Source organism: uncultured Gimesia sp. (assembly GCF_937919775.1).
In the GTDB taxonomy this organism is placed as follows: domain Bacteria; phylum Planctomycetota; class Planctomycetia; order Planctomycetales; family Planctomycetaceae; genus Gimesia.
In genome coordinates this window covers 1-21,595 of record NZ_CALFPF010000576.1, presented here as the reverse complement: position 1 = coordinate 21,595, position 21,595 = coordinate 1, and the positions used below count along the sequence as shown (strand labels likewise).

Annotated in this window: 13 protein-coding genes and 1 pseudogene; 6 read left to right on the top strand and 8 right to left on the bottom strand. The window is 51.8% G+C overall.

The annotated features are described in order from the left end of the window. The 3 genes from Q0294_RS16650 to Q0294_RS16640 form a co-directional block, all read right to left on the bottom strand. Positions 1 to 328 (bottom strand): hypothetical protein (locus tag Q0294_RS16650; protein WP_299467715.1); only part of this gene is annotated, 328 nt, incomplete at its 3' end. A 115-nt stretch (positions 329 to 443) separates the two neighbouring features. After that, a complete protein-coding gene (locus tag Q0294_RS16645; protein WP_299467714.1) occupies positions 444 to 794 on the bottom strand; it encodes a hypothetical protein in 351 nt (116 codons plus the stop codon). Between the two features lie 693 nt (positions 795 to 1,487). After that, positions 1,488 to 2,606, bottom strand: coding sequence for a DUF3500 domain-containing protein (locus Q0294_RS16640; RefSeq protein WP_299467712.1), 1,119 nt, complete (start codon positions 2,604 to 2,606; stop codon positions 1,488 to 1,490). Positions 2,607 to 3,134: 528 nt separating this feature from the next. Between Q0294_RS16640 and Q0294_RS16635 the strand changes: the two genes are divergently transcribed. The 6 genes and pseudogenes from Q0294_RS16635 to Q0294_RS16610 all read left to right on the top strand — a co-directional run bounded on the left by Q0294_RS16635 (position 3,135) and on the right by Q0294_RS16610 (position 14,537). Further along, positions 3,135 to 3,548 carry a hypothetical protein gene (locus Q0294_RS16635; RefSeq protein ID WP_299467710.1) on the top strand — a complete coding sequence of 138 codons (414 nt, stop codon included), beginning with the start codon at positions 3,135 to 3,137 and terminating at the stop codon, positions 3,546 to 3,548. A gap of 282 nt (positions 3,549 to 3,830) precedes the next feature. Then, positions 3,831 to 4,530, top strand: a pseudogene (locus Q0294_RS16630) (intradiol ring-cleavage dioxygenase). Between the two features lie 154 nt (positions 4,531 to 4,684). Continuing rightward, positions 4,685 to 5,152, top strand: coding sequence for a DinB family protein (locus tag Q0294_RS16625; protein ID WP_299467708.1), 468 nt, complete (start codon positions 4,685 to 4,687; stop codon positions 5,150 to 5,152). Positions 5,153 to 5,259: 107 nt separating this feature from the next. After that, complete coding sequence (locus Q0294_RS16620) at positions 5,260 to 5,466, top strand: hypothetical protein (RefSeq protein WP_299467706.1); 207 nt, start codon at positions 5,260 to 5,262, stop codon at positions 5,464 to 5,466. 380 nt (positions 5,467 to 5,846) lie between these two features. Continuing rightward, complete coding sequence (locus Q0294_RS16615; protein WP_299467694.1) at positions 5,847 to 12,809, top strand: PAS domain S-box protein; 6,963 nt, start codon at positions 5,847 to 5,849, stop codon at positions 12,807 to 12,809. Positions 12,810 to 13,166: 357 nt separating this feature from the next. Beyond that, positions 13,167 to 14,537: a Gfo/Idh/MocA family oxidoreductase gene (locus tag Q0294_RS16610; protein WP_299467692.1), complete on the top strand. Its 1,371-nt coding sequence runs from the start codon at positions 13,167 to 13,169 to the stop codon at positions 14,535 to 14,537. A gap of 71 nt (positions 14,538 to 14,608) precedes the next feature. Here Q0294_RS16610 and Q0294_RS16605 read toward each other — a convergent pair whose 3' ends face one another. The 5 genes from Q0294_RS16605 to Q0294_RS16585 all read right to left on the bottom strand — a co-directional run bounded on the left by Q0294_RS16605 (position 14,609) and on the right by Q0294_RS16585 (position 21,032). Next, positions 14,609 to 15,991, bottom strand: a complete 1,383-nt coding sequence (locus Q0294_RS16605) for a hypothetical protein (protein ID WP_299467690.1) — start codon at positions 15,989 to 15,991, stop codon at positions 14,609 to 14,611. After that, positions 15,988 to 17,265 (bottom strand): DUF1501 domain-containing protein, encoded by a 1,278-nt coding sequence (locus tag Q0294_RS16600; RefSeq protein WP_299467688.1) that lies wholly within the window; start codon positions 17,263 to 17,265, stop codon positions 15,988 to 15,990. The genes Q0294_RS16605 and Q0294_RS16600 overlap by 4 nt, the downstream gene beginning before the upstream one ends. Positions 17,266 to 17,283: 18 nt before the next feature. Continuing rightward, complete coding sequence (locus tag Q0294_RS16595; protein ID WP_299467686.1) at positions 17,284 to 18,915, bottom strand: DUF1549 domain-containing protein; 1,632 nt, start codon at positions 18,913 to 18,915, stop codon at positions 17,284 to 17,286. A gap of 61 nt (positions 18,916 to 18,976) precedes the next feature. Continuing rightward, entirely contained in the window at positions 18,977 to 19,945 is a 969-nt protein-coding gene (locus Q0294_RS16590; RefSeq protein WP_299467684.1) for a DUF1559 domain-containing protein, read from the bottom strand. Between the two features lie 166 nt (positions 19,946 to 20,111). After that, the gene (locus Q0294_RS16585) at positions 20,112 to 21,032 is read right to left on the bottom strand and encodes a DUF1559 domain-containing protein (protein WP_299467681.1); all 921 of its coding nucleotides are present in this window, start codon (positions 21,030 to 21,032) and stop codon (positions 20,112 to 20,114) included. Positions 21,033 to 21,595 lie beyond the last annotated feature (563 nt).

The following is a 21,595-nucleotide window of genomic DNA, read 5'->3' as shown; positions in this document are numbered from 1 at the left end:
AGTAAGCAGTACTGCTCAAATCATTTTGGTGTGGATGATAAATTAGTTTCTGGCGTTTGAGATCCTTGCCGTTTTTGCTTAATGTGCAGACAAGAGGCCCCTTGGAAAGGCTGACTATCTTCGTTGTCGTCGTGTAACGGTCGTCTCCTATCATAAAACTGTGAGAGGATTCGGTGGAGACACTTCTTTGTGACGATAGCAGAGTCCCATCAACAAACACTTTTTGTAAACCGGACAACGAACTGAACCAGGCTTCAATGGTTCTGCCGTCATCCTCAAACGAAAATGAATACCCTTTCAGAAAACTGAATGCTTTCGGTTTGCTCATTAGCGTGAGTTCCGTTTAACTTGAAATCGAGTGAAAGAGTTCGGCCTGTTTCAATAAGCGTTTCTCCGGTGATTACGTTGAGTCTATTACGATTGGGCACATTCTTAGTGGATATCTATTGATTCACAATACTCATCGCAATCAAGCCAAGTATTCCGCCAAATAAAACCATGAAAATAGTAACCCATGTTGCCTGAATTCCACTCAACTCAATACGCCCTCTGGTCAATCGCAAACGAGCGAAGTCACGTTTTCCGCAAACGATCAAAAATCCTGTCATGCCGCCAGACAATAACAAAAGCAATGCAAGGGCGGCGAATCCCGGTTTCTTGTTCGAAAAAATCTGCAGAGCTACGAGTCCGAGATTGAGTTCCCACGACAAAATCGTAATCAAGTATCCGAACAAAGATCGGGTTGAAACTTGCGGATGATTAGGGGCCATCATCAAGCCTTCGGGCAAATACATCTAAAGGGATATTCCTAAGTTCGGTTTTATCAGCTTAACAGATTGTCCATCGAATGCAAAATAATTGTCTCTCGTTTGCATCAGCATTGCCTCGACGTTCTTAACTCGGTTCAAAATGTTGGTCCGCTGGTATCTTGCATCCTCTGCTCATCCCATCGCTTACCGGTTTTTATCTCAGCTTGTTAGGGGGATCGGATAGAATTGGTTTTTCATTGACCCACGGGCGGGAAAAACGGCAGCTAGCGCTTTGCCGCTCAGGGTGGGGTTGGTTTTTATTTGTGAGGCGTTTTTTTTGTTGGGTGTGCTGGTTCTGGCGGGCGGAGACGTGGGCTTTGTTATTGGGGGTTGGATGTGAATTCTTTTCACTGTTGGTTAGCCAGCAGTGCCACCGAATTGAATTGAATTGTATTCGGGAGCATCCCGTTCCGTATTCTGCTTTTCGTGTGCTTTCGTGTTTTTCGTGGTCGTAAAAATTGGGGAGTCGAAAACGGAATGGAGAGGAACCGGTGCTAACGCCCTGCGGCTCATTGCGCTGTGCCGCTTAGGGGTGGTGTGTGTTCTATCATTTGTCGGTTAGCATTCTACCGGCGGCTGGCGCCGCGCCGCTCACGGTTGGATGCGCGTGCAAACAGGGAGAGCGGCGGGCGCTCTCCCTGTTTGGGAAAATTAGATTCTCAAATCAAATTATCAAAATTATTTCTGATGATGATTTTTGAAATGTTCGGACAGCAAATCGCGTCCGAAATCGCCGTCGAAATCGCGCCAGGTGGCGTGCACGTGGTTGGCGTCATTCTGGGTATTCGCGAATTCGATCAGGAATGTTTTGGATTGAATCCGGTAGTAATGGAACTCGCCTCGCTTCTGGCCGCCACTCCAGGCGAAGTAGAGATGGTCGCCGTCTCTGAGGTTGCCCAGGTAATTTGTTCCTTTGAGAAGTTCCGGGCGGAAGCGGCCCAGGTAGGCATTCACCAGATTGAGCAGCATTTTCTGCTGTTTCGGATCCATGTCCGCATATTGGATACCCTGATAAGTAAACAGTCCCTTGTCGGCGACGGGATCGTCGGATGTGATGACTTCCTTGATCACACTTTTGGCCAGCAGTTTTTGATCCATGGCAGAGGTATCGATGGTCGCAATCGCCAGCTGATCCGGGTTGAATGATTTGACCAGGTTCAGCGCCAGCTGTTGTTCCTGCTGGAGCACTTCCACGCCCTTGAGCGGACCCTCTTTTACGGTCGCCGGGTTGGAACCGAAAAAGGAGGGGGTGACGGAGAATTTCTTGCCGTCAACGATTGTCACATTCACTGAGAGGTGATGTCCTTCAAACCGCCAGCCCCAGGTTCCTTTGGCGTCGGGAGTTCCGAAGACCGAAACATAATACAGTTCGGGGTTGCGATGTTCTTTGCCTTCCTGTTCGAACAGCACCTGTTCCAGGGCGCGAATGGACATCATCTCCAGATAACCCCGATGTGACAACGCCGTGGCTGGCAGTGTGACGGCAAAGATCTGCTGTTGCGGAGTCATCTGCGTCATCGGCAGTCCTTGACGCCCGCCTGACTTGATGGCAAAGTCGGGGATAAAGTGCCAGTTCGTGCGTTCTTTATCATCCAGGGCAAAAGTTGCCTGCTTGCGTTGTTCTTCAGTAAGTGACGCCAGCCAGCGTTTGGCGACGGCCGCCATTTCAGCGCTCGCTTTTGAGATTTGAGTCTGTTGTGCTTTAGCGGGTTCGGCAGCAGCCAGGTTGCCGCTGGTCAGGCTGAAACAGAGGCAGGTCAGCAGGGCCAGGCCTGAGAAAGGATGATACGTTTTCAAGGTGCAATTCCTCATTTAAAGATAATAAACATAGTTGTTTATGGATCGCGCTGATGGTTTTTCAAAGCGGACCGGGAACTCTAAAACTCGCTTAGTCAATTTATCTTACCAATATTAAAGCAAAGCGAGTAGAAAATCGAGCCTGTGAAGCGGGATGATTTACAAATGCCGTTCTGGACGGACCTGAGAGAGAACGAATGGTGGGGTTGAGGATGATTTTGCTCAGATATGTCTTTTTTTGCGATTTGTGCTTTCTTTCTGATTTTTTCAATATATCTTCATAACTGTCGAATGACAGGTAAGATTCCCTTATGCAAATTCTTTGCAAATTCAATTCTAGAAAAGGACTTACTGTTTTCTGAGGAAAACAGAGAAATATTTGAGCAAAAAAAGGAACACCGCACGTCTTAAAAATGTCTAACAGAGTCATGTCATTCTGGAGGGATTGGTTTCTGATCCGGAAGTTTATCGCTGTCGCATATAACGAATTTCATCTTTCGAAGGCACCGAAAGTGGGAGTAGGCTCAATTGAAAGATTTGCTCACCACCGCTTCATCTGTCATCATCATCCTGTTTTGTCTCTCCCTTTTTTTTCTGGGTGAGGGAACGGGAACCAATCCGGAAAATCCGGATCTGATCACAACTCAAAGTGCAAAATATCGAAGCGGAAAACACCCGCTTGCCAAAACCACCCTGTTTAAAAGAGTTCAGTCTGTCAGGCTGAAAAAGGGGGTTTTGATGTTTGTCACTGCTAATGAGGAAGGGCTCCAGGAACACTTTTTTCTGATTCGAGACAAGAATGTCGTTTTGATCAAAAAGAAGGCCACCGATATGCCCCAAAATTCGATCAAATTCGAAGATGACGGGCACAATACACTGCTGGTGACGATTCCCAGTTCGTTTGACATTGATCTGCTGGAAGCAATGACGTCGATCTTCTGATCAGCAGGATTCAGGCCAGGGGTTGCTTTGCAGCACAGATTATCCCGGTCGGCAGGTCGGCAGTCCGTCTGTTTTCGCCAAATCAGACTCCGATTCGTCATCAGCCACCCGAGCGAGTTGGACTCGAATGCCCCGATTCTGCGAAACATTCTTCCCGTTCTGAGGTTAAATGTTACAATGATTTACGGGTTAATGAATTTTCTAACAGACAGGGAATATGTGATGAAGACTCCATTGGCAAATTGGGATCGACGGGATTTTTTGAAATGGTCTTCTTTCAGTATGGCGGCTTTCACGACGCCCGGTTTGATGGCGGAAGAATTGACGCGTACCCCGGCGATGACGGAAGGGCCTTTCTACCCCGATAAAATGCCTCTGGATACGGACAATGACCTGCTGGTGATCAACGATGCGATTACCCCCGCTGTTGGTGAAATTACCCATCTGACTGGTAAGGTACTGGATGCCAGGGGGGAGCCGTTGCGGAATGCGTTTGTCGAAATCTGGCAGGTCGATAATAAAGCGTCTTACATCCACACACGCGGCGAAAATAAAGAGGGCCGGGACGGGAATTTTCAAGGTTATGGCCGATTCAAAAGGGCAATATTATTTCCGTACAATTAAGCCGGTTCCCTATCGGGCCGGGCGAGGCTTCCGCACGCCGCATATTCATGTGGCTGTCAGCAAGAACGGTCAGCGCATTCTGACGACTCAGTTGTTAATCAACGGTCACGAACTCAATGCAGAGGATGGCGTCTTTCGTCAGATTCGAGACCCGCAACTGCGTCAGTCGATTCTGGTCGATTTTAAACCGCTGCCCGATTCAAAGCTCGGTGAGCTGGCGGCCAACTTTGATATCATTCTGGGAAAAACAGCCGAAGAGAATGAAGAGGGAAACATCAAAGGGGGCATCGGAAAATCAGAGTTGATGCGCGAAGGACGACCTCCACGCAATGGGCCGGGACGACCACCGCAAAACTGATCAGCAGGTTGTTCTGTTGTCTTTAGAGTGTTGTGAGATGCCCGCGGTTGAATATCAGCGAAGCACATACGATAATAGAACAGGTTCCCCGGAGCCTTTGAACGTGTTTTCGTTAGATTTCAATCACATTTTTCACACTCTGATCGGGTCAAACATGGATGTCGCAAAGCGCATTGAAGAATATCTGGCCGGGCCGGATGAATTACGTCAGTCCATCGCCGGTATGTCGGCTGCCGAAATCGACGCCGCCCCCATTCCGGGTAAATGGTCGACGCGGCAGATTATCTGTCATATTGCGGACTTTGAGCCGGTTTATGCAGATCGAATGAAACGGGTGATCGCCGAAGAAAAACCCCCCTTGCTGGGGGGCGATCCCGATCTGTTCGCCGCGAAGCTTGCCTATGATCAACGCGATCTGGAAGAGGAGTTCCAGTTGATGACGGCGGTACGGCAGCATACGGCTCGAATTCTGAAGACACTCAGCCCCGAGCAATTTCAACGCACGGGTATCCATTCCCGCGATGGAGAACTCTCGCTGGCTACATTGCTGGACCGGATTACCAATCATATCCCGCATCACATTCGGTTGATCCGTGAAAAACGGGAAGCCATGAATGTATAGACCCATCGGCATTATTTCAGTCCGGTCATTTCCGGATTTGATTCTGTGTGACATCTGCTATCATCTGAGATTCTTCCCCGCCGGTCTTTTCAAAAGGATGTTTTCCCATGACAAACTTAGGACTTGAATCCAGTATTGTGGAATGGGTCATTGAATATCCGGAAGTACAATGCGTGCTGGATTCAATGGGGATAGATCAATCCTGCCAGGGAAAATCGCTCGAGTATGTCTGTCGGCAAATGGGCCTGGAACCTCATTTTGTCTTAAAACAACTGCAGGATGTTCTCCAGGACGATTCCACCGTGAACGAGTGATATGATCTCATGTGGATGAAGAACTGATGCGGAAGAAAAACAGGTGAAGTGCCCTTGAGTGTAGATGCAATGAAACCGCGGCCGCTGCCTCAAACGTGGTTGTGAAAATTATTTGTCAAAATTGGTTACAAAACCAGCTGACCGTGCAATAATGATCGAGGCAGGCTGGGGAGCTCACAGGACACAATCGCCGATGAGTTGCAGGTACGGCGTCTTGACCCGGTTGCACGATAACGAAATTCAACAGGACAGGCAGGGTTCTGAAAAAGTGAAGATGACTTAAGTGGAGTGTGCACGAGGCAGTTTCAGAGTTTTTGTGTGTCCCTGTAATTCCATTTTACGATTTGAATACAACCGTATTATCTGCTAAAAGGCTTAAGATGGAGCAGAACCGTCAACAAAATGACGATCAACAGATCATCGTTGGCGTCGGCGCGTCAGCCGGTGGAGTAGAGGCATTTGGGCAATTGCTCGAAGCACTCGATGATGCAGCAGGTCTCACGATTGTGTTTGTCCCGCAACTGGATCCGGGTGGCGATACGAAGTGGTGCGATTTGCTGGCGAAACAGACTTCTCTACAGATTGTCAAGCTGGAAAACGAAACCAGGTTAAGAACAGAGACTGTCTACGTCTGCCCGTTACAAACACTGCTGGAGATTCAGAATGGCTTCGTCAGTGTTCTCCCGAATGAGCCAGAAAACCATTCGACGCGATTCATCGATCACTTTCTGCACTCGCTTGCCAATGATCAGGGGGAACGTGCTGTTGGTATCATTTTATCCGGGGCCGGTAGCGACGGAACGCTGGGGCTCAAAGCGATCAGTGACAGCGGCGGGCTGACGTTTGCCCAGGAACCGAAATCGGCAAAATTCGATAGTATGCCGCGGAGTGCCGTTCAAACCGGAGTGGCCGATCATGTTCTTACCCCCGTTGAGATCGCGCGCGAGTTGCTGCAATACAGGCAGCACCTGCATGATTTTGGTGAAACTGCTTCACTGGTCCGGTTGCAGGACCAGATTGAAGACTCGATTCCACAAATCACGGAAATACTCCATAAGCGCACCAGTCATAATTTCCAGCACTATAAGATCAGCACTCTGTCGCGACGCATCCAGCGACGGATGCAGGTACTCAAGATTGCCACCGCGGACGCTTATGTCACTTTCCTGCAGGACAACGATGACGAAACCCGGACGTTGTTCCGGGAACTGTTGATTGGCGTGACCGCATTCTTTCGTGACCCGGATGCGTTTGTCTCGCTCGCTGAGAATGTGCTGCCCACGTTATTTGAAAAACGCGCGCCGGGTGAAAGCGTGCGGATCTGGGTGCCCGGTTGTGCAAACGGCGCGGAAGCCTTTACGCTGGCGATGCTGTGTCGCGAAGTAATGGACGAAATGAATTCGCCGCCGGAAGTACAAATCTTTGCAACCGATATCGACGAACGAGCCTTACAGATCGCCCGGGCAGGGATCTACCCGAGCGGTATCGAGGACCAGATCACACCCGAGCGGCTGAAGCGGTTTTTTGTCAAACGCGGTAAACAATATCAGGTCACGAAAGAGATCCGCGACATTGTTCTGTTCTCGGTACACAACCTGATTAGTGATTCCCCTTTTTCACGTCTGGATTTGATTTCCTGCCGGAATCTTCTGATCTATCTCGGGCCCCATTTACAAAATAAGCTGATTCCGCTGTTTCACTATGCTCTGCGTCCCTCGGGTTATCTGTTTCTCGGATCGAGCGAGAACATCACCGCACACGGCGAGTTGTTCCGACCTCTTGATCCCAGGTTCCGGATTTCACAGCGGAAAGGAACAGCCGTCGGTTCTACTACGGGATTCGGCCTGCGTCAAAGTTCGCAGAATCCGCTGATGAGTGATCAGAGTCAACCGGATACGGAAGTGGATTTGACTAATATTCGTCAGCGAATTTTGCTGGACGAGTTCTCGCCTAAGTCGTGCGTGATCGACGAGTCGGGACAAATCTTAAACGCTGCCGCGAATATGCAGAAATATCTCACGCTGAGTGATGGCGACTTCCAGAACAATATCATAAAAATCGCGGCCCGCGGACTGCGCCTCGGATTGCGGACTGCCATCGCCGAGGCTAAAAAGACGCGTCGCAAAGTACAGCATGAAAACCTTTCGGTCCGTGACGGTGATCAGACTCAGCGGGTCTTGATCACTGTGCAACCCATGCCGCGACTGGGGGAAGAAGAAGGCTTGTTCATGGTCGTCTTCCACGATGTCGGTCTGCCAGTCAGACGGGACGAAATCGATGAGTCATTGACGCAGTCTTCGCAGGACGCCGATTCGATGATTGCCCAGTTGGAACAGGAGCTGGAAGCGACTCGCGAAGACCTCGAAAAATCGATGCAGGATATGGAGGCAGCCAATCAAGAGCTGAAGTCGTCCAACGAAGAACTGCTGTCGATAAACGAAGAACTGCAATCGGCCAACGAAGAGTTAGAGTCTTCCAGGGAAGAGATCAGTATCGGCATCGAAAGGATCGCGCGGGCGAATACTGATTTGGAAAATCTGCTGCGCAGCACTCAAATTGCGACGGTTTTTCTGGACGAGCAACGGTTGATTCGCAGTTTCACTCCGGCGATTACGGAAATATATTCCTTGATCAGCGCCGATGTGGGGCGTCCGCTCGAACACTTTGTCCCCCTCGTCGAGCAAATGCCACCTTTGCCGGACCTGGAATCGATTCAGAAGGGCAAACCGGTGGAAGACACTGTCGTCTCGAATACCGGCAAATCCTTTATTCGTCGCGTCTTGCCGTACCAGACTTATACCGGTCATTACGAAGGCATTGTTGTCACGTTTGTCGACGTGACCGATCTGCAGAACAGTCAGGAGTTGTTCCAGCTATTGGTAGATGCTTCCGCACAAATCGTCTGGATTACCAATGCCGAAGGGGTTGTTACGGAAGATTCACCAAGTTGGCGCGCCTTTACCGGCCAGGCATATGACCAATGGATCAATCAGGGCTGGCTGGATGTTGTCCACGAAGAGGACCGTGAGGCGACGATTCAAAACTGGCAGTCTGTGGTCGCGAAAGGCGAAACTTTCTCAGTCGAATATCGATTGTGGCATCACTCGGGCGAATGGAGGTGGGTGCACGTTCGCGCTGTTCCGCAACGTAGTCACGACGGGTCGATCTTACGCTGGGTCGGAATGAATACCGACATCACCAAACGAAAACAAGCCGAACAGGAAATACTGGAGTCGCGGCAGCAGTTAAGCCTTGGTGTTGAGGTGGCCCATCTGGGACTGGGGCGTGTTGATTATCGAAATAACTTAATCACACTCTCCGCCGAGGCTGCCGCATTATACGGGCTGGGGCACGATGAGATGACAGTCACGCGAGAGGAATGGCAGTCAACTTTTCATCCTGATGATCGTGAGGCTGTCGAGGCTCAGGTGCAGGAACATCTGGTTCCGGGTAGCGATGGTCACTGTGATCTGGACTATCGAATCGTTATGCCAACAGGTGAAATCCGTTGGATCAGTGCACGCAAGCAGGTCTATTTTGACCGTAATGACCATTTCTTTGTGCCTGCCTATGCCATTCTGGTTGCCCAGGACATTACGGATCGGAAAAGAGCGGAATTAAATCTTGCATTTCTTGCAGACTTTCAAACGCAGCTGATTCCACTGACTTCCGTCGCCGATTTGATGGAAGTGGCTACGAGGCAAACGGCAGAGTATCTGAATCTGTCACGTTGTCTGATTGTCGAGTTTGACGCAGAAGTGGAAAACGCTGACATCCTCTTTGAGCATCATGCCACTGCACTGAAAACGATCGTGGGCAGGCATCCGGTGAAAGATTTTCATTCCGAAGACGAACGGAACAAGCTGCTTGCCGGTCATCAATTCTTTCTTTCTGATACGCAGCATGATCTGCAGGACGCACGGCTTGCCGAAAAATATCGGGCGATCGGGGTCGGCGCTTATTGCAATTCCGCATATGTAACCGAGCGGGGAGTCAAGTTTGTCGTCTCGGCCTTGAAGCCTGACGCGTATGTGTGGCGGGCGGATGAATTAGATTTATTGCAGGAGATCGCCAACCGTCTTTGTATCCGCATTGAACATGCCAGAACTGAAACAGAACTGGTCGACCGTGAAGCGCATCTGCGCCGGGTCATCAACAACCAGCTGGGACTTGTTGGTGTCATTGGCCGCGATGGCAAGTTACTGGAAGTCGACGACGACTCGATGCGGATTGCCGGTTTGACGCGCGACGATGTCATTGGAAAACATTTCGCCGAATGTGCCTGGTGGACTTACGACCCTGCCATTGCGCAAAAAATGCGAGATTCGATGGAAAAAGGATTTGCGGGAGAAGTCGTTCGATTCGATGTGCCACTCTATGCTGCCGGTCTGGGAGGGGCGGAGCAGCGACTGATGATTGACTTTATGATGGCACCGGTGTTCGACGAGCATGGCGAAGTCGAACACCTGATTCCCTCGGGCGTGGACATCAGCGATCGCGTGGTTGCTGAAAACCTGCATAAAGAAACGGCCTTTCGACTGGAATCCATGTTCAACTCAGCCGTTGACGGCATGATCACGATCAACGCCGCGGGGATCATGGATTCGATCAATCCGGCTGCATCAGAACTCTTTGGTTACTCGGCAGAAGAACTGACGGGGCAAAACGTCAAACTCCTGATGCCGGAACCGTGGCACAGCGAACATGATTCGTACCTGTCCGCTTATCTGAAAACAGGGCAGGCGAAGATCATCGGCAGTAAGCGGGAAGTGCGCGGGCGACGCAAAGACGGCAGCACCTTTGCCATGGAACTGGCGGTCAGTGAAGCATTGATGCAAGGCGAAAAGCTGTTTGTGGGCACGGTTCGCGACATCTCGGAACGCAAACGACGTGAACTCAATCATACGTTTATGGATGAACTGCAGAAGTTGTTAGAACAATCTATGACAACAGCTGAGATGATGCCGCGGTCCTGTAAACAGATCGTCGAATACATGGATTTGTCACGTTGTCTGCTCATCGAATTGGACGAAGCGAATCGGCTTGCTGAGGTGATTTACGAATATGCCCAGAATGATCTGCCGAGCATCGTCGGGGTCGACACCCTCGCCGATTTTTTCAGTGAGCAGGAGTTAAAGCCGTTCATTGCAGGCCAACCGGTTGTGATTAATGATACACAGAGTGCAACGCGACCGGCAAAATCGGCTGAGCAGTTCGCAGCACTTCAAATTGGATCTATCCTGAGCGCGACTTATGTCAGCGAGCAACGTTTGAAATTCGTACTCGTTTCGTGCAGGCAGCAACCTTATCATTGGCAAGCGGATGACATTAAATTGCATCAAGAGATCGCCTCGCGCATGTTCGCTCGACTGGATCGTGCACGCGCGGAAGAGGCCTTACGAGAGAGTGAATCCCGATTCCGCGATCTGGCCGACAACATGTCTCAATTCGCCTGGATGGCGGACGAGCAGGGGTTGATTTTCTGGTATAATAAACGTTGGTTTGAATACACGGGCACGACATTGGAAGAGATGCAGGGCTGGGGTTGGAAGAAAGTACAACATCCCGATCATGTGGATCGTGTGGTCAAACGCGTTCAGCATTCCTGGGACACAGGCGAGATTTGGGAAGACACATTTCCCTTGCGTTCGAAAGAAGGGGATTATCGCTGGTTTCTTTCCCGTGCAGTACCGATTCGCGATCATGCGGGCAATATTCTCAGATGGTTTGGAACGAACACCGATATCACCGAGCGTAAACAGGCAGAACTGGCGATAAAACTGAGTGAAGAGCGATTACGAAGCGCGGCCGAGGCAGCCGGCTTCGGAATGTTACATGTTGATCTGGTCGAGGACACGGTCTCTTACTCTCCCGAAATGAAACGGATGCTCGGGCTGCCGGAAGACGCAGAGCAACACGTGCATGCCAATGATCTTCCGGACTGGATTCATCCTGACGACCGCGAAGCTTATGCGGAGCATTTCAGAAAACTGACGGTGCTACCCGAAAATGTGAGCAATAGCCTGGACCACCGAATCATTCGTCCTGACGGGGAAACCCGCTGGGTTCGATTACATGTCAAACCCGTATTCACGGGTATGGGGGCTTGGAAAAAGGCGACTCAGATCATCGGCACCCTGCTCGATATCACTTCTCAACGCGAGTTTGAACAGTCACTCAAAGAAGCCCGCGAGATGGCCGAAGCGGCGAACGAAGCCAAGAGTGCATTCCTGGCGAATATGAGTCATGAAATCCGTACTCCGATGACTGCGATTTTGGGTTACGCCGATCTGGTGTCTGATCTCGTCGAAAATGAAGAAGCGGCAGCGCACCTGCGAACGATTCGTCACAACGGCGATTTTCTATTGGATATCATCAACGATATTCTGGACTTATCCAAGATCGAAGCTGGCAAGCTGGACATCATTCGCGAGCGATTTGCACCAGATCGCCTCGTAGAAGACGTGCGTTCGATTATGGAAGTCAGAGCGACAGAGAATCAGTTGCAGCTGGATGTCACCTATCAAGGTCGGGTCCCTGCGGAAATTGAATCCGATCCGAAACGACTGAAACAAATTCTGATCAACCTCGTCGGTAACGCGATCAAGTTCACCATGAAAGGCTGTGTGAAACTCGTTGTCTCATACAGCAATCGCACGCTTCAATTTGAAATCATCGATTCCGGCATCGGGATGACGAAACATCAACAGAAGCGATTGTTTCAACCGTTCTCTCAAGGCGATCATACGGTCAATCGCGAGTTTGGCGGAACTGGTCTCGGCCTCGCGATCAGCCAGCGGCTGGCAGCAATGCTCGGCGGTGAAATCAGCGTGGAAAGTGAGAGCGGGAAGGGGAGTACGTTCACAGTGACAATCGATACCGGTGATCTTGAAGGTGTGAAGATGATTCAGCCCAGGCTAAACGCAGAATCGGTTGATCAATCTGAATCAACGGAAGAATTTATCCTTAAATGCCACGTCCTTGTCGTCGATGACCGACGTGATATTCGCTTTCTCAGCAGACGTTTTCTGACACAAGCGGGTGCGAAAGTGACCGAAGCCGTCGATGGTGAGCAAGCGGTTGATGTGGTAACGGAAGCGATGCGGAAAGAGTTCGCATTTGATCTGATCCTGCTTGACATGCAGATGCCGAAACTCGATGGTTATGAGTCGGCCAGACAACTTCGCAAACTCGGCTACACAGGACCCATCATTGCATTAACTGCAGATGCCATGCAGGGGGACATGACCCGCTGCATCGAATGCGGCTGCAACGATTATCTCAGCAAACCGATTGACAGATTTTTATTGCTGCAAATGGTCCAGCGGTATGTCAACTCTTAGCCTGTCTTCAGGGCCGAATACGTCTTATGGAACTGAAACAGACTGATGCCGGGTTGAATTATGACAGCACTGTGAGATTTACAACAGGTCAGCGAACTCAAGCAGGTTCGGAAAAACGGAACCACTCGCGGGCCTCCCTTCGTGGCAGGGCTCTGTCAAGATGATTCAGGTAACCGATTGCGAATTGTGCCATATTCGCTAAAGACCCCGTTTACAGTATTCTCAATCAGCGGGTTTATGTACAATTTATGGTCCCACTGGGCACCGTTCCTAACACGCACCATCTGCGCGGAGCGATGCCAGCATACTTTGTGTCTGCAGGACTTCTGATTTATTTCTCCAAGAGGATTTCGCTCGATGTCTACATCTCGAAAAATTACGCGCCGCAATTTTATCCAGGGAGTCGCCTTCGCAGGGGCTGCCGGTATCTTCTGCCCTTCGGCTCATCGCGCGTTCGGTTATCAGTCACCGAACGACCGCCCGGTTTTTGCAACCATCGGTTTGCGAAACCAGGGCTGGGCCATTACTTCAAAGTCATTTAAATTTGCAGATTTTGCAGCACTCGCTGACGTCGATGCGACTGTGCTAGCCGACAACGTGGCAAAAACAGAAAAGAAGCAGGGCAAGAAGCCGGACGCTTACAAAGACTATCGGAAAGTTCTCGATCGAAAAGACATCGATGCCGTCATGATCGCCACGCCCGACCATTGGCACACGAAGATCGCAGTCGAAGCAATGTACGCAGGCAAAGACGTCTACTGTGAAAAACCGTTGACGTTGACGATTGACGAAGGCAAGTTGATTGAAAAGGTCGTGAAGGAAACAGGCCGCGTCTTCCAGGTCGGCACGATGCAGCGATCAGAATCGGGACAGCGGTTCCTGCAGGCCGTCGCGCTGGTGAAGGATGGACGCATCGGCACAGTCAAAAAAGTGACGTGCGGTATTAATGGTATGGAAGCTTCTCCTGTCATTCCGGTGGCATCGGTTCCCGAGGGGCTCGATTACGAATTCTGGCTGGGACCGGCACCGAAAGTGGATTATCGTGCACTCCCCGAAATGCGCGAAGGTTATGGTGGCGGCGTTCCGCTCTTTAGCAACTGTCACTACTCCTTCCGAAACTGGCACGAGTACTCCGGTGGAAAACTGACCGACTGGGGTGCGCATCACGTTGACATCGCCTGCTGGGCCCTTGGTGCCACCGATACGGGACCGAGCAAAGTGACGCCGCTCGATTTCACATTGCCCGTGGAATACAAGGATGGAAACCCGGTAGTTCACGATCAGTACAACACCGCCACCAAATTCAATATCAAAGTGGATATGCCGAATGATGTCGAAATGATTATCACCAGCGAAGGCGATAACGGCATTCTCTTTGAGGGCACGAAAGGGCGGTTCTTCGTCAATCGTGGCAAGATTGTCGGGGCACCTGTGGAGGACCTTGAAAACAATCCATTGCCAGAAGGCGCCATCGAAGCCGTTTACGGCGGCAAGGTCAGCGAGAATCACACGGCCAACTTCATCGAGAGCATGAAATCCCGCAAGCAGCCCATTTCCGACGTCTGGTCGCATAACCGCATGCTGGAGATCTGCCACCTTTCGAACATCGCCATGCGTCTGGATCGTGGACTTAAGTGGGATCCGGTCAAGCGAGAGATTATCGACGACGCCCAGGCGAACTCGTTCCTCTCACGAGAAAACCGCAAGGGTTACGAAATCAACATGTAGTCTTCTGAACGATCAATAAAACAATGGCTCGCAAACACCTTGTTATCAGGGGTTCGCGAGCCATTTTTTATTCAGTTGGTTATCGTTGATTCGAGAGGTGAGATCAGGCCGTCATGGTCCTGGTCCAGTCGATCGAACGCACTCGGCGAACCTGTGAATTCGCGACGCGATACGTCTCCGTCGGCATTGCGGTCCATCAGGCGGAACCATTCTACGTCTACGTCTGACGTAGTACTCTTGGCGAGTGTTTCGGGATATCCCTGACTCACAACGAACAGCACAACATTGGGAACCCGACTCAGATCAACGTGATTCCCCGAAGTACAGCCTGCGGAATTCAAAGTCTGCCACATCCCCTTCAGCTCGTGAACCGAAAGCCCGGCATCATGATTGGCATCCAGCAGTTCAAAAAGCCCGCCGCCGTAATAAACGCTGATCAACAGCTGGCCATGAATCAACTGCCGCTGAAGTCCCAGCCACTGCTCTATTTCCTGTTGAGACAGCGCTCCGTTCCCGTCGCGATCCGCCAGCGGAGTCAGCCATGCGCGAGAACTTTCGCTTGTTCCTGTTTGCGATGGGTCAACTTCGGCTTTGGCAATCTCATCACTCAATTGACTAAAGAGTCCCCTCAAAGGACCGGGAACACTCCAACTTTCACAGCGTGTCTGCGTGGCGACGTTCAGAGGCTGTTCAGAAAGTCGATCAGAGATCGCGATCTGCCAGATCGCATTTTTGATAGAGGGATCATCGGAGCGAGCCGGCAACTGCTTCAGCAGAAGACTGCCGTCGCCCGCTGGTGAGAGGTCGACGTCTGAGGAAGCCTGCAGAACATTGGCGGCCCAGTTTCCCGGGTACGTTGCGTTGGGGATCAGCTCTCCGACTCCAATCAGTTCATCGTCGTTGGTGTCGAGCCGTCGCAGTGTTGATTCCGCGCTCTGCAGTTCCGTCTGTGAAAGTCTGCCATCCTGATCCTGGTCGAGTGCCTGAACCAGCGCCGCGCTGAGTGACGCCGTGTGAGGCAGTTTGCCAGAACCGATCTGCAGCCGACCGGCACCATGCCGCAGATAGTAGCGTCGGAGATCCTCTTTGGAGCACTGCTGCGACCCATCGACGACGATCTCCTTGAGAGACTGAATGGACGTCACAGGTGGCGTGAATCCGCTGCCCAGCGAGAGCCGAACCGCACGTGCGGAAGGCACCAGCCGAATCTCTGCTTCGTTCAAAACACCATCGGAATTGCCGTCGGCGAATGCGAAGATCGCGTCGAACGTCTTCGTCCAATATTCGTCGTACGACACGCCATCTACGGTTACCTGTAAATCAATCGCGTGGTTGTGGTCCGCTTCAAGCAGTCCCAGTGATGCTGTTCGATCTGGAACCGATGCGGTTTGCTGCGCTTTCGCTTCCATTCCCATGAACAGGACGGTCAGGACTAGAATCAAGCACGTTCTCATACCAACTCCTCAATCGCTTTACCGTCCGGATCGGCCAGTCGAATCGGGCGACCGACATTAGACATATTTTGTTTTTTAGGATCGAGACCGATGCCGCGGAAGATGGTTGCCATCAGGTCCGCGGTCCGCGTCGGTTTCGATTTGATTTTCGTTCCATCTTCGTTTGTACTGCCAATTACCTGGCCTCCGCGAATTCCCGCACCGGCGAGCATCATCGACCATGACGATGGCCAGTGGTCTCGACCGGCCTGACCGTTGATGCGGGGCGTGCGGCCGAACTCTCCCTGGCAGACTATCAGCGTATCCTTGAGCAGACCCCGCTGGCGCAGATCATTCAACAGAGACGCACAGCCGCGATCCAGTTGCAGAGAAAGTTCTTTCACACGCTCAAAGTTATTCGAATGTGTATCCCAGCCATCGAGTGAAATTTCCACAAAACTGACGCCGCGTTCCACCAGCCGTCGCGCCATCAGGCATCCCTGACCAAATGAGGTCGTTCCGTAAGCTTCGCGCAGAGCAGCGTCTTCATCTTCCAGATTGAAAACCGAGGCGGCTTGGGGATTCATCAGCCGCAAAGCGCGTTCACGGGACGAATCCAGTGCGCCTGTCACCAGTGTATCAGGCATGGTCGAAAGTGATTGCAGTTCCGCTTGCAGTTTCAGTCGTTCTGCCTGCTGTTCTGTGGAAGCTGCAGTAAGGTCGGCGACTTTCAGATCCGCGCTTCCCGGACCGCCACGACGACTGCGGCCGCCGACAACAAACGGAGCATACTGCGGACCCAGAAAACCTCCGCCGCTGACCGTCGGTCGCCCGCCGATATGCACATAAGAGGGGATATCGTTTTCGACGTGGAACTCGTTTGCCACCAGTGAACCGAGCGCAGGAAACTTGATGGCTCCCTGTGGCGTGTAACCGGTCATCGTCACAAATCGGGCACGCGAATGGTCCCCTTCACGTGTGGACATGGACCGAATGATTGAGAAATCAGACGCCTGCGCTGCCAGAGACGGCAGATGCTCACTGATCTTCATTCCCGGCACTTTGGTGTCGATTTCCTGAAAGGGACCTCCATTTATGTGTCCGGGTTTCAGGTCCCACAGGTCGATGGTAGCCGGACCGCCGTTCAACCAGATCAGAATGACCGACTTGGGTTTGCTGTTCGTCTCTTCTGCGGCTTTTGCGAGTGCTGGCAGCCAGCTGGAAGTCGACCAGGCTGAAGCCCCCAGCGCCAGACTTTGTAATGCGGTGCGTCGTGAAACATGTTTGTTTTTCATAGAAACCTTCGCTTTTCATCAATGATTGGTATTGAACTCGGAAGAATTGACCAGCACCCAGAACAGATTCCCCAGATGCGTTTCGCGAGTGGCCTCCGGACGTGCCTTGAAATTGCGCTGCACTGACTGCAGTTCCGCTTCCCGCGCGTGGCGACCGAGAACGGCGATGAAGACGGTATCGATCTGCTCATCGAAACTCATAAACGGAGAACTCAGCAAAGACGCCAGCATCAGGTTCCCCTGCTTTGATGTCAGTTCGTTGACAAACGTGCCGTTCATCAACGTCAGCGCCTGCGAGATCGATCGCTCGGCACTGTGTGCACGTTCGATATAAAACCGTGACGAAAACTCGCTACGCAGACTGCGACCTGATCCCCCCCCGACATCGGCGCGTTCCGAGGGCAGGTTCGCCGCTGTTTGCAGGCTGTCGTACAATTGCTCACCAGTCAGGCCTCGCACGGTGGCTTTGACGATTTTGAATTCTGTGGAGTCGTCGGGAACAGACGCAGCTTGACTGGTCGCTTCATCCGGCTTTTTCGCCGTTTCGACTGTAGTAGAGGCTACGATATCCGGCGAGGACGATGTCAGGCGGTACGCGTGGGAACTGACAATGCCTTCCACCAGAACATTCAGGTTGTAGCCGCTGGTGATGAAAGCTGCAGAAAGTTCGTTCAGCAGCCTGGCGCGAGGGCCGGTTTGAAATTCATCGCGACTGAGATCATCCATCGGTTCAATGATGGCTTCCCCGAAAAAGTGCGCCCAGAGGCGATTGACCGCGTTTTTTGCCAGCAGTCGTTCCTGATCCTCTTTCATCCAGTCGACCAGAATCAGACGCAGCGACACCGAATCCAGTTTCTCTGGCTTGGAGAATTTTGCTCTGGTCAATAGCGCCGGTTCATATTCCAATTTGGTATCCGGAATACGCACCTTGGGAAGCTGTGGCTGATTCTTTTCGTCTGTTTCGGGACGTGCGAAAAACGCAGCCGTCTGCCAGAATTGCTCGCGAGTCCAGCGAGAAAACGGATGATCGTGACACTGGGCACAGTCGAGATTCAGCCCCAGAAACGCGCGGGTGGCGCTGGCCGCCAGATTTTCCGGCTTTGACTGGTTGGCATTGTAAAAGCCAACGGGAGTCGTGCTCGCGAGGGCAATGCGGGAATGATCCAGCGTCATGATTTCAGCAACCAGTTCGTCGTAGCGGGTCCCTTGCTGAAGTCGCTGCACCAGCCACCGTTCAAAGTCATCGGTGACGGAGTCGAATTCCGGCGTGTCAGCCTGCGGAACCCAAGCGCGTCGCCAGAATGTCGCCATGTTCCGGTAATGCACGCCCGAATGCATCAGTCGGCTGATCGCTTCGCTGCGTCTGGACTCAGAAGTATTACTCAGATACTCATGCACTTCGACAATCGTCGGAATACGTCCGGCCAGATCCAGTGTCGTTCGACGCAGGAATTCCGCATCGCTGGCGAACTGGGAAAGGTCGGCGTCGTTAATCTCCAGTCGCTGATCGATTAAACGGGAAATTGTCAGCGGCGTTACCGTAACATCCTCAGCCCGGCAGGTGGTCGACGCAGCCACTGCCACGAACAGAAACAGCCAGCCTGGCAGCAATCGCGTTCTCGTGCGTGTTTCTTTTTGCTTGATATCCACAGTCACTCCCTGGTGAATTTATCGGCGATCATTCGAAGTTGAATGACAATGTTGACTTTTCTTAGAAATCATCATGCTGAATTAAGTGCCCGTCGTCACGAATCGTCAGGTACGCGAATGTCAATGGGTCCAGTTTCTTACCAACGAATCGCACACTTCCATCGCAGAACAGTACGTTGGCGCCATCCTGATGAAAGCTGTAAATGCCGAACCAGTTGTTGCAGTTGACGCTGCAGTCTGTGCTGTCGCCACGTCCGGGTCTTTCGCCTGTTTCTGCGTTTACAGCGCCAAACGCGATTGAGCCCCAGCCCGCCCAGGCACCGCGTGCATTGGGGCTCAGGCCGAACTGTCCGTCTCCTGGTTTCTGTTCACTTTTTCGCCACGCTGACGGTCGTCCGGCCTGTTCGATCAGCAGGAGCGTATTCGACAGACCGTCTGTGATTTTCGACAGGGGAAGAATTTCATTGTCGGTCATCGGCTGACGTTGATTTCCGATTCCGCGTCCTCCACTCATGGCATTGATGCCGTAGCCGTTGCGTGTCATCAGCACCCCATTCGAAGTGATGAAATCAACCGTCGCCGCTTTGCAGATATACACGGTATCCTTGTCCGGATTGAGAGACTTTGTTGATGCCTGAGACTGAATCTGCACGAATCTCTCGGCGGGACTCGCGGGACACAGAAAAACGGTTAACTGTGATTCAACAATCGCTTTGTTTTTGGGATCAAAGAAGTCGTAGCGGACGTCATATTCGCCCGCCGGATCAGACAGTTTCAGATAGGGAAGAATCTGTCCCCCCCAGCCGCCGTATGGATTACCGTCATTGAACCCGGTACGCCGCGGAGGCAGGCCACGCTGTGTTTTTTCAAACTGGAGAAACGCAACGCCCATCTGACGCAGCCGATCCTGACATGCCTGCTCTCGCGCGGTATCCCGCGCCACGAGCATTCCGGGCAACAGAACGACAGAGAGGACCGTCAGGCAGACGGCGACAACAACGACTTCAACTGGGTTTAACCATTCTCGCATAGTTTTTCTCGATACCAGGACCGTGTGTGCATTTCTGAAAAGTTATTAACCGCGGCTAACGCCTTGCGGCTGATCTTGTTTGCGGTAAATTGCCAGTCGGCGTTCCCCGTTCCACCACGCGGTGTTCGTTATTAGCCGCAGGGCGTTAGCCCCGGTTCCCACCTTATTAGAGATCCCCAATGATTTCTCCACCATTAATCGTGACCAGTGCGAACAGAAGATTGGCATCGATGGATTCAGACAGCATATGCACAGATCCATCTGCGAACGCGGTATTTGCGCCACCAGCATGAAAACTATAGATTCCCTGGCTGTTGTTGCAATTAATGGAGCAGGTTCCGCCGGGCCCGTCTTTAGTGACCCCGTCGCTGCCAAAGACCTGCACCTGAAATACCTGATAGGAAGGCCAGGACCCCCAACTGGTTGCCTGACTCAGTCCGGCATTAGTCGGCTGTTTCTGGCCGCGTATATAATAGTCAGCGCGGCCTGCCTGTTCGGTGACGAGCATGGTGTTCGTGGTCCCGTCTAAGATATCTCGAAAACGGCGTGTGCGGGGCAAGTCATCCATGGCCGTGATCTGGTTGTTTCCACTCAAAGCCGTCACACCGTATAACGTAGACGAAAAACTGTTGGGACCGAAATAGTCGCCAGCGATGCCTTCCGAAGTCACCCCGCTTTGAATGACTGTCACTAATCTGGGACCGGGGGCCGACGGACACATGAAAACCGCAAGCGGAACGCGAATGTTATCCGCGTTCTCAGGAGCATAAAAATCTTTGTTGAAGTCATATCGTCCCTGCAGATTTGCCTGGTCCAGGTAGGGAAGAATGGACGGTCCCCAGCCTCGGCGGTTTCCTGACGACAGTATCCGCCGCGGAGGTAGAACACGAAAAGCGCTTTCGTAGTTGTGTGCCGCCAGTGCGATCTGTTTCAGGTTGTTGCGGCAACTCATGCGCCGGGCCGCTTCACGCGCCTGCTGTACTGCCGGCAAAAGCAGCGCAATCAAAATGGCGATGATCGCAATGACAACAAGTAGTTCAATTAACGTAAATCCGGCTTGCCTCTTTCGTGTGGTCAATCGTGCCACGACGTCTGTTCTCCCAATAAAGTCTATATGGTCTTTCCTGTGACACTTGTTACCGTAGCAACAGCCGTGCCAAATCGAACCCAACGTGAATTCACCACAAATATTCGGTTCACATAAAGAGCATAGTGGGAGCTGCGGCGATAATTCCGCCATCACTGTCGAAATTATCGCCAGCGATGATGGTTTGAGGATGAGTCTGCCTCAGCTTCGATCACAATAGAGTGTGAAACGGCTAAGCTACTACTCATCCTGTATCTGATGAGCTCAGGCGATTAGTAGTTCAACTGGCAAAAGAGAACGGAACCTGGGGATGTGACCGGATCGCAGATGCCTTTGGAAATCTGAATTTCAAGATCATTTGAATACGGGTCTCAACGTGCGAAAGTCTATTTGTACCCGTCGCTAGAATACGATCGGCTGCAAGTCCTCTTTCAGGGTAGTGAAGTAGAGATCGGTTTCTTCAACTAAGGACTGATTGTTCTCAGTGGTTGTCTTTTCGAAGAGGGGCAGCTTGCGCACACCGGGGGCCAATGTGTCTTGCATCACCCCTTCGTCAGTATGAT

What these genes read in the sequence shown, in the direction of transcription:
- Q0294_RS16620 (WP_299467706.1), top strand. Translation starts at nt 5,260, where the DNA reads ATGACAAACTTAGGACTTGAATCCAGTATTGTGGAATGGGTCATTGAA.
- Q0294_RS16625 (WP_299467708.1), top strand. Translation starts at nt 4,685, where the DNA reads ATGGATGTCGCAAAGCGCATTGAAGAATATCTGGCCGGGCCGGATGAA.
- Q0294_RS16600 (WP_299467688.1), bottom strand. Translation starts at nt 17,265, where the DNA reads ATGAAAAACAAACATGTTTCACGACGCACCGCATTACAAAGTCTGGCG.
- Q0294_RS16615 (WP_299467694.1), top strand. Translation starts at nt 5,847, where the DNA reads ATGGAGCAGAACCGTCAACAAAATGACGATCAACAGATCATCGTTGGC.
- Q0294_RS16645 (WP_299467714.1), bottom strand. Translation starts at nt 794, where the DNA reads ATGTATTTGCCCGAAGGCTTGATGATGGCCCCTAATCATCCGCAAGTT.
- Q0294_RS16605 (WP_299467690.1), bottom strand. Translation starts at nt 15,991, where the DNA reads ATGAGAACGTGCTTGATTCTAGTCCTGACCGTCCTGTTCATGGGAATG.
- Q0294_RS16610 (WP_299467692.1), top strand. Translation starts at nt 13,167, where the DNA reads ATGTCTACATCTCGAAAAATTACGCGCCGCAATTTTATCCAGGGAGTC.
- Q0294_RS16590 (WP_299467684.1), bottom strand. Translation starts at nt 19,945, where the DNA reads ATGCGAGAATGGTTAAACCCAGTTGAAGTCGTTGTTGTCGCCGTCTGC.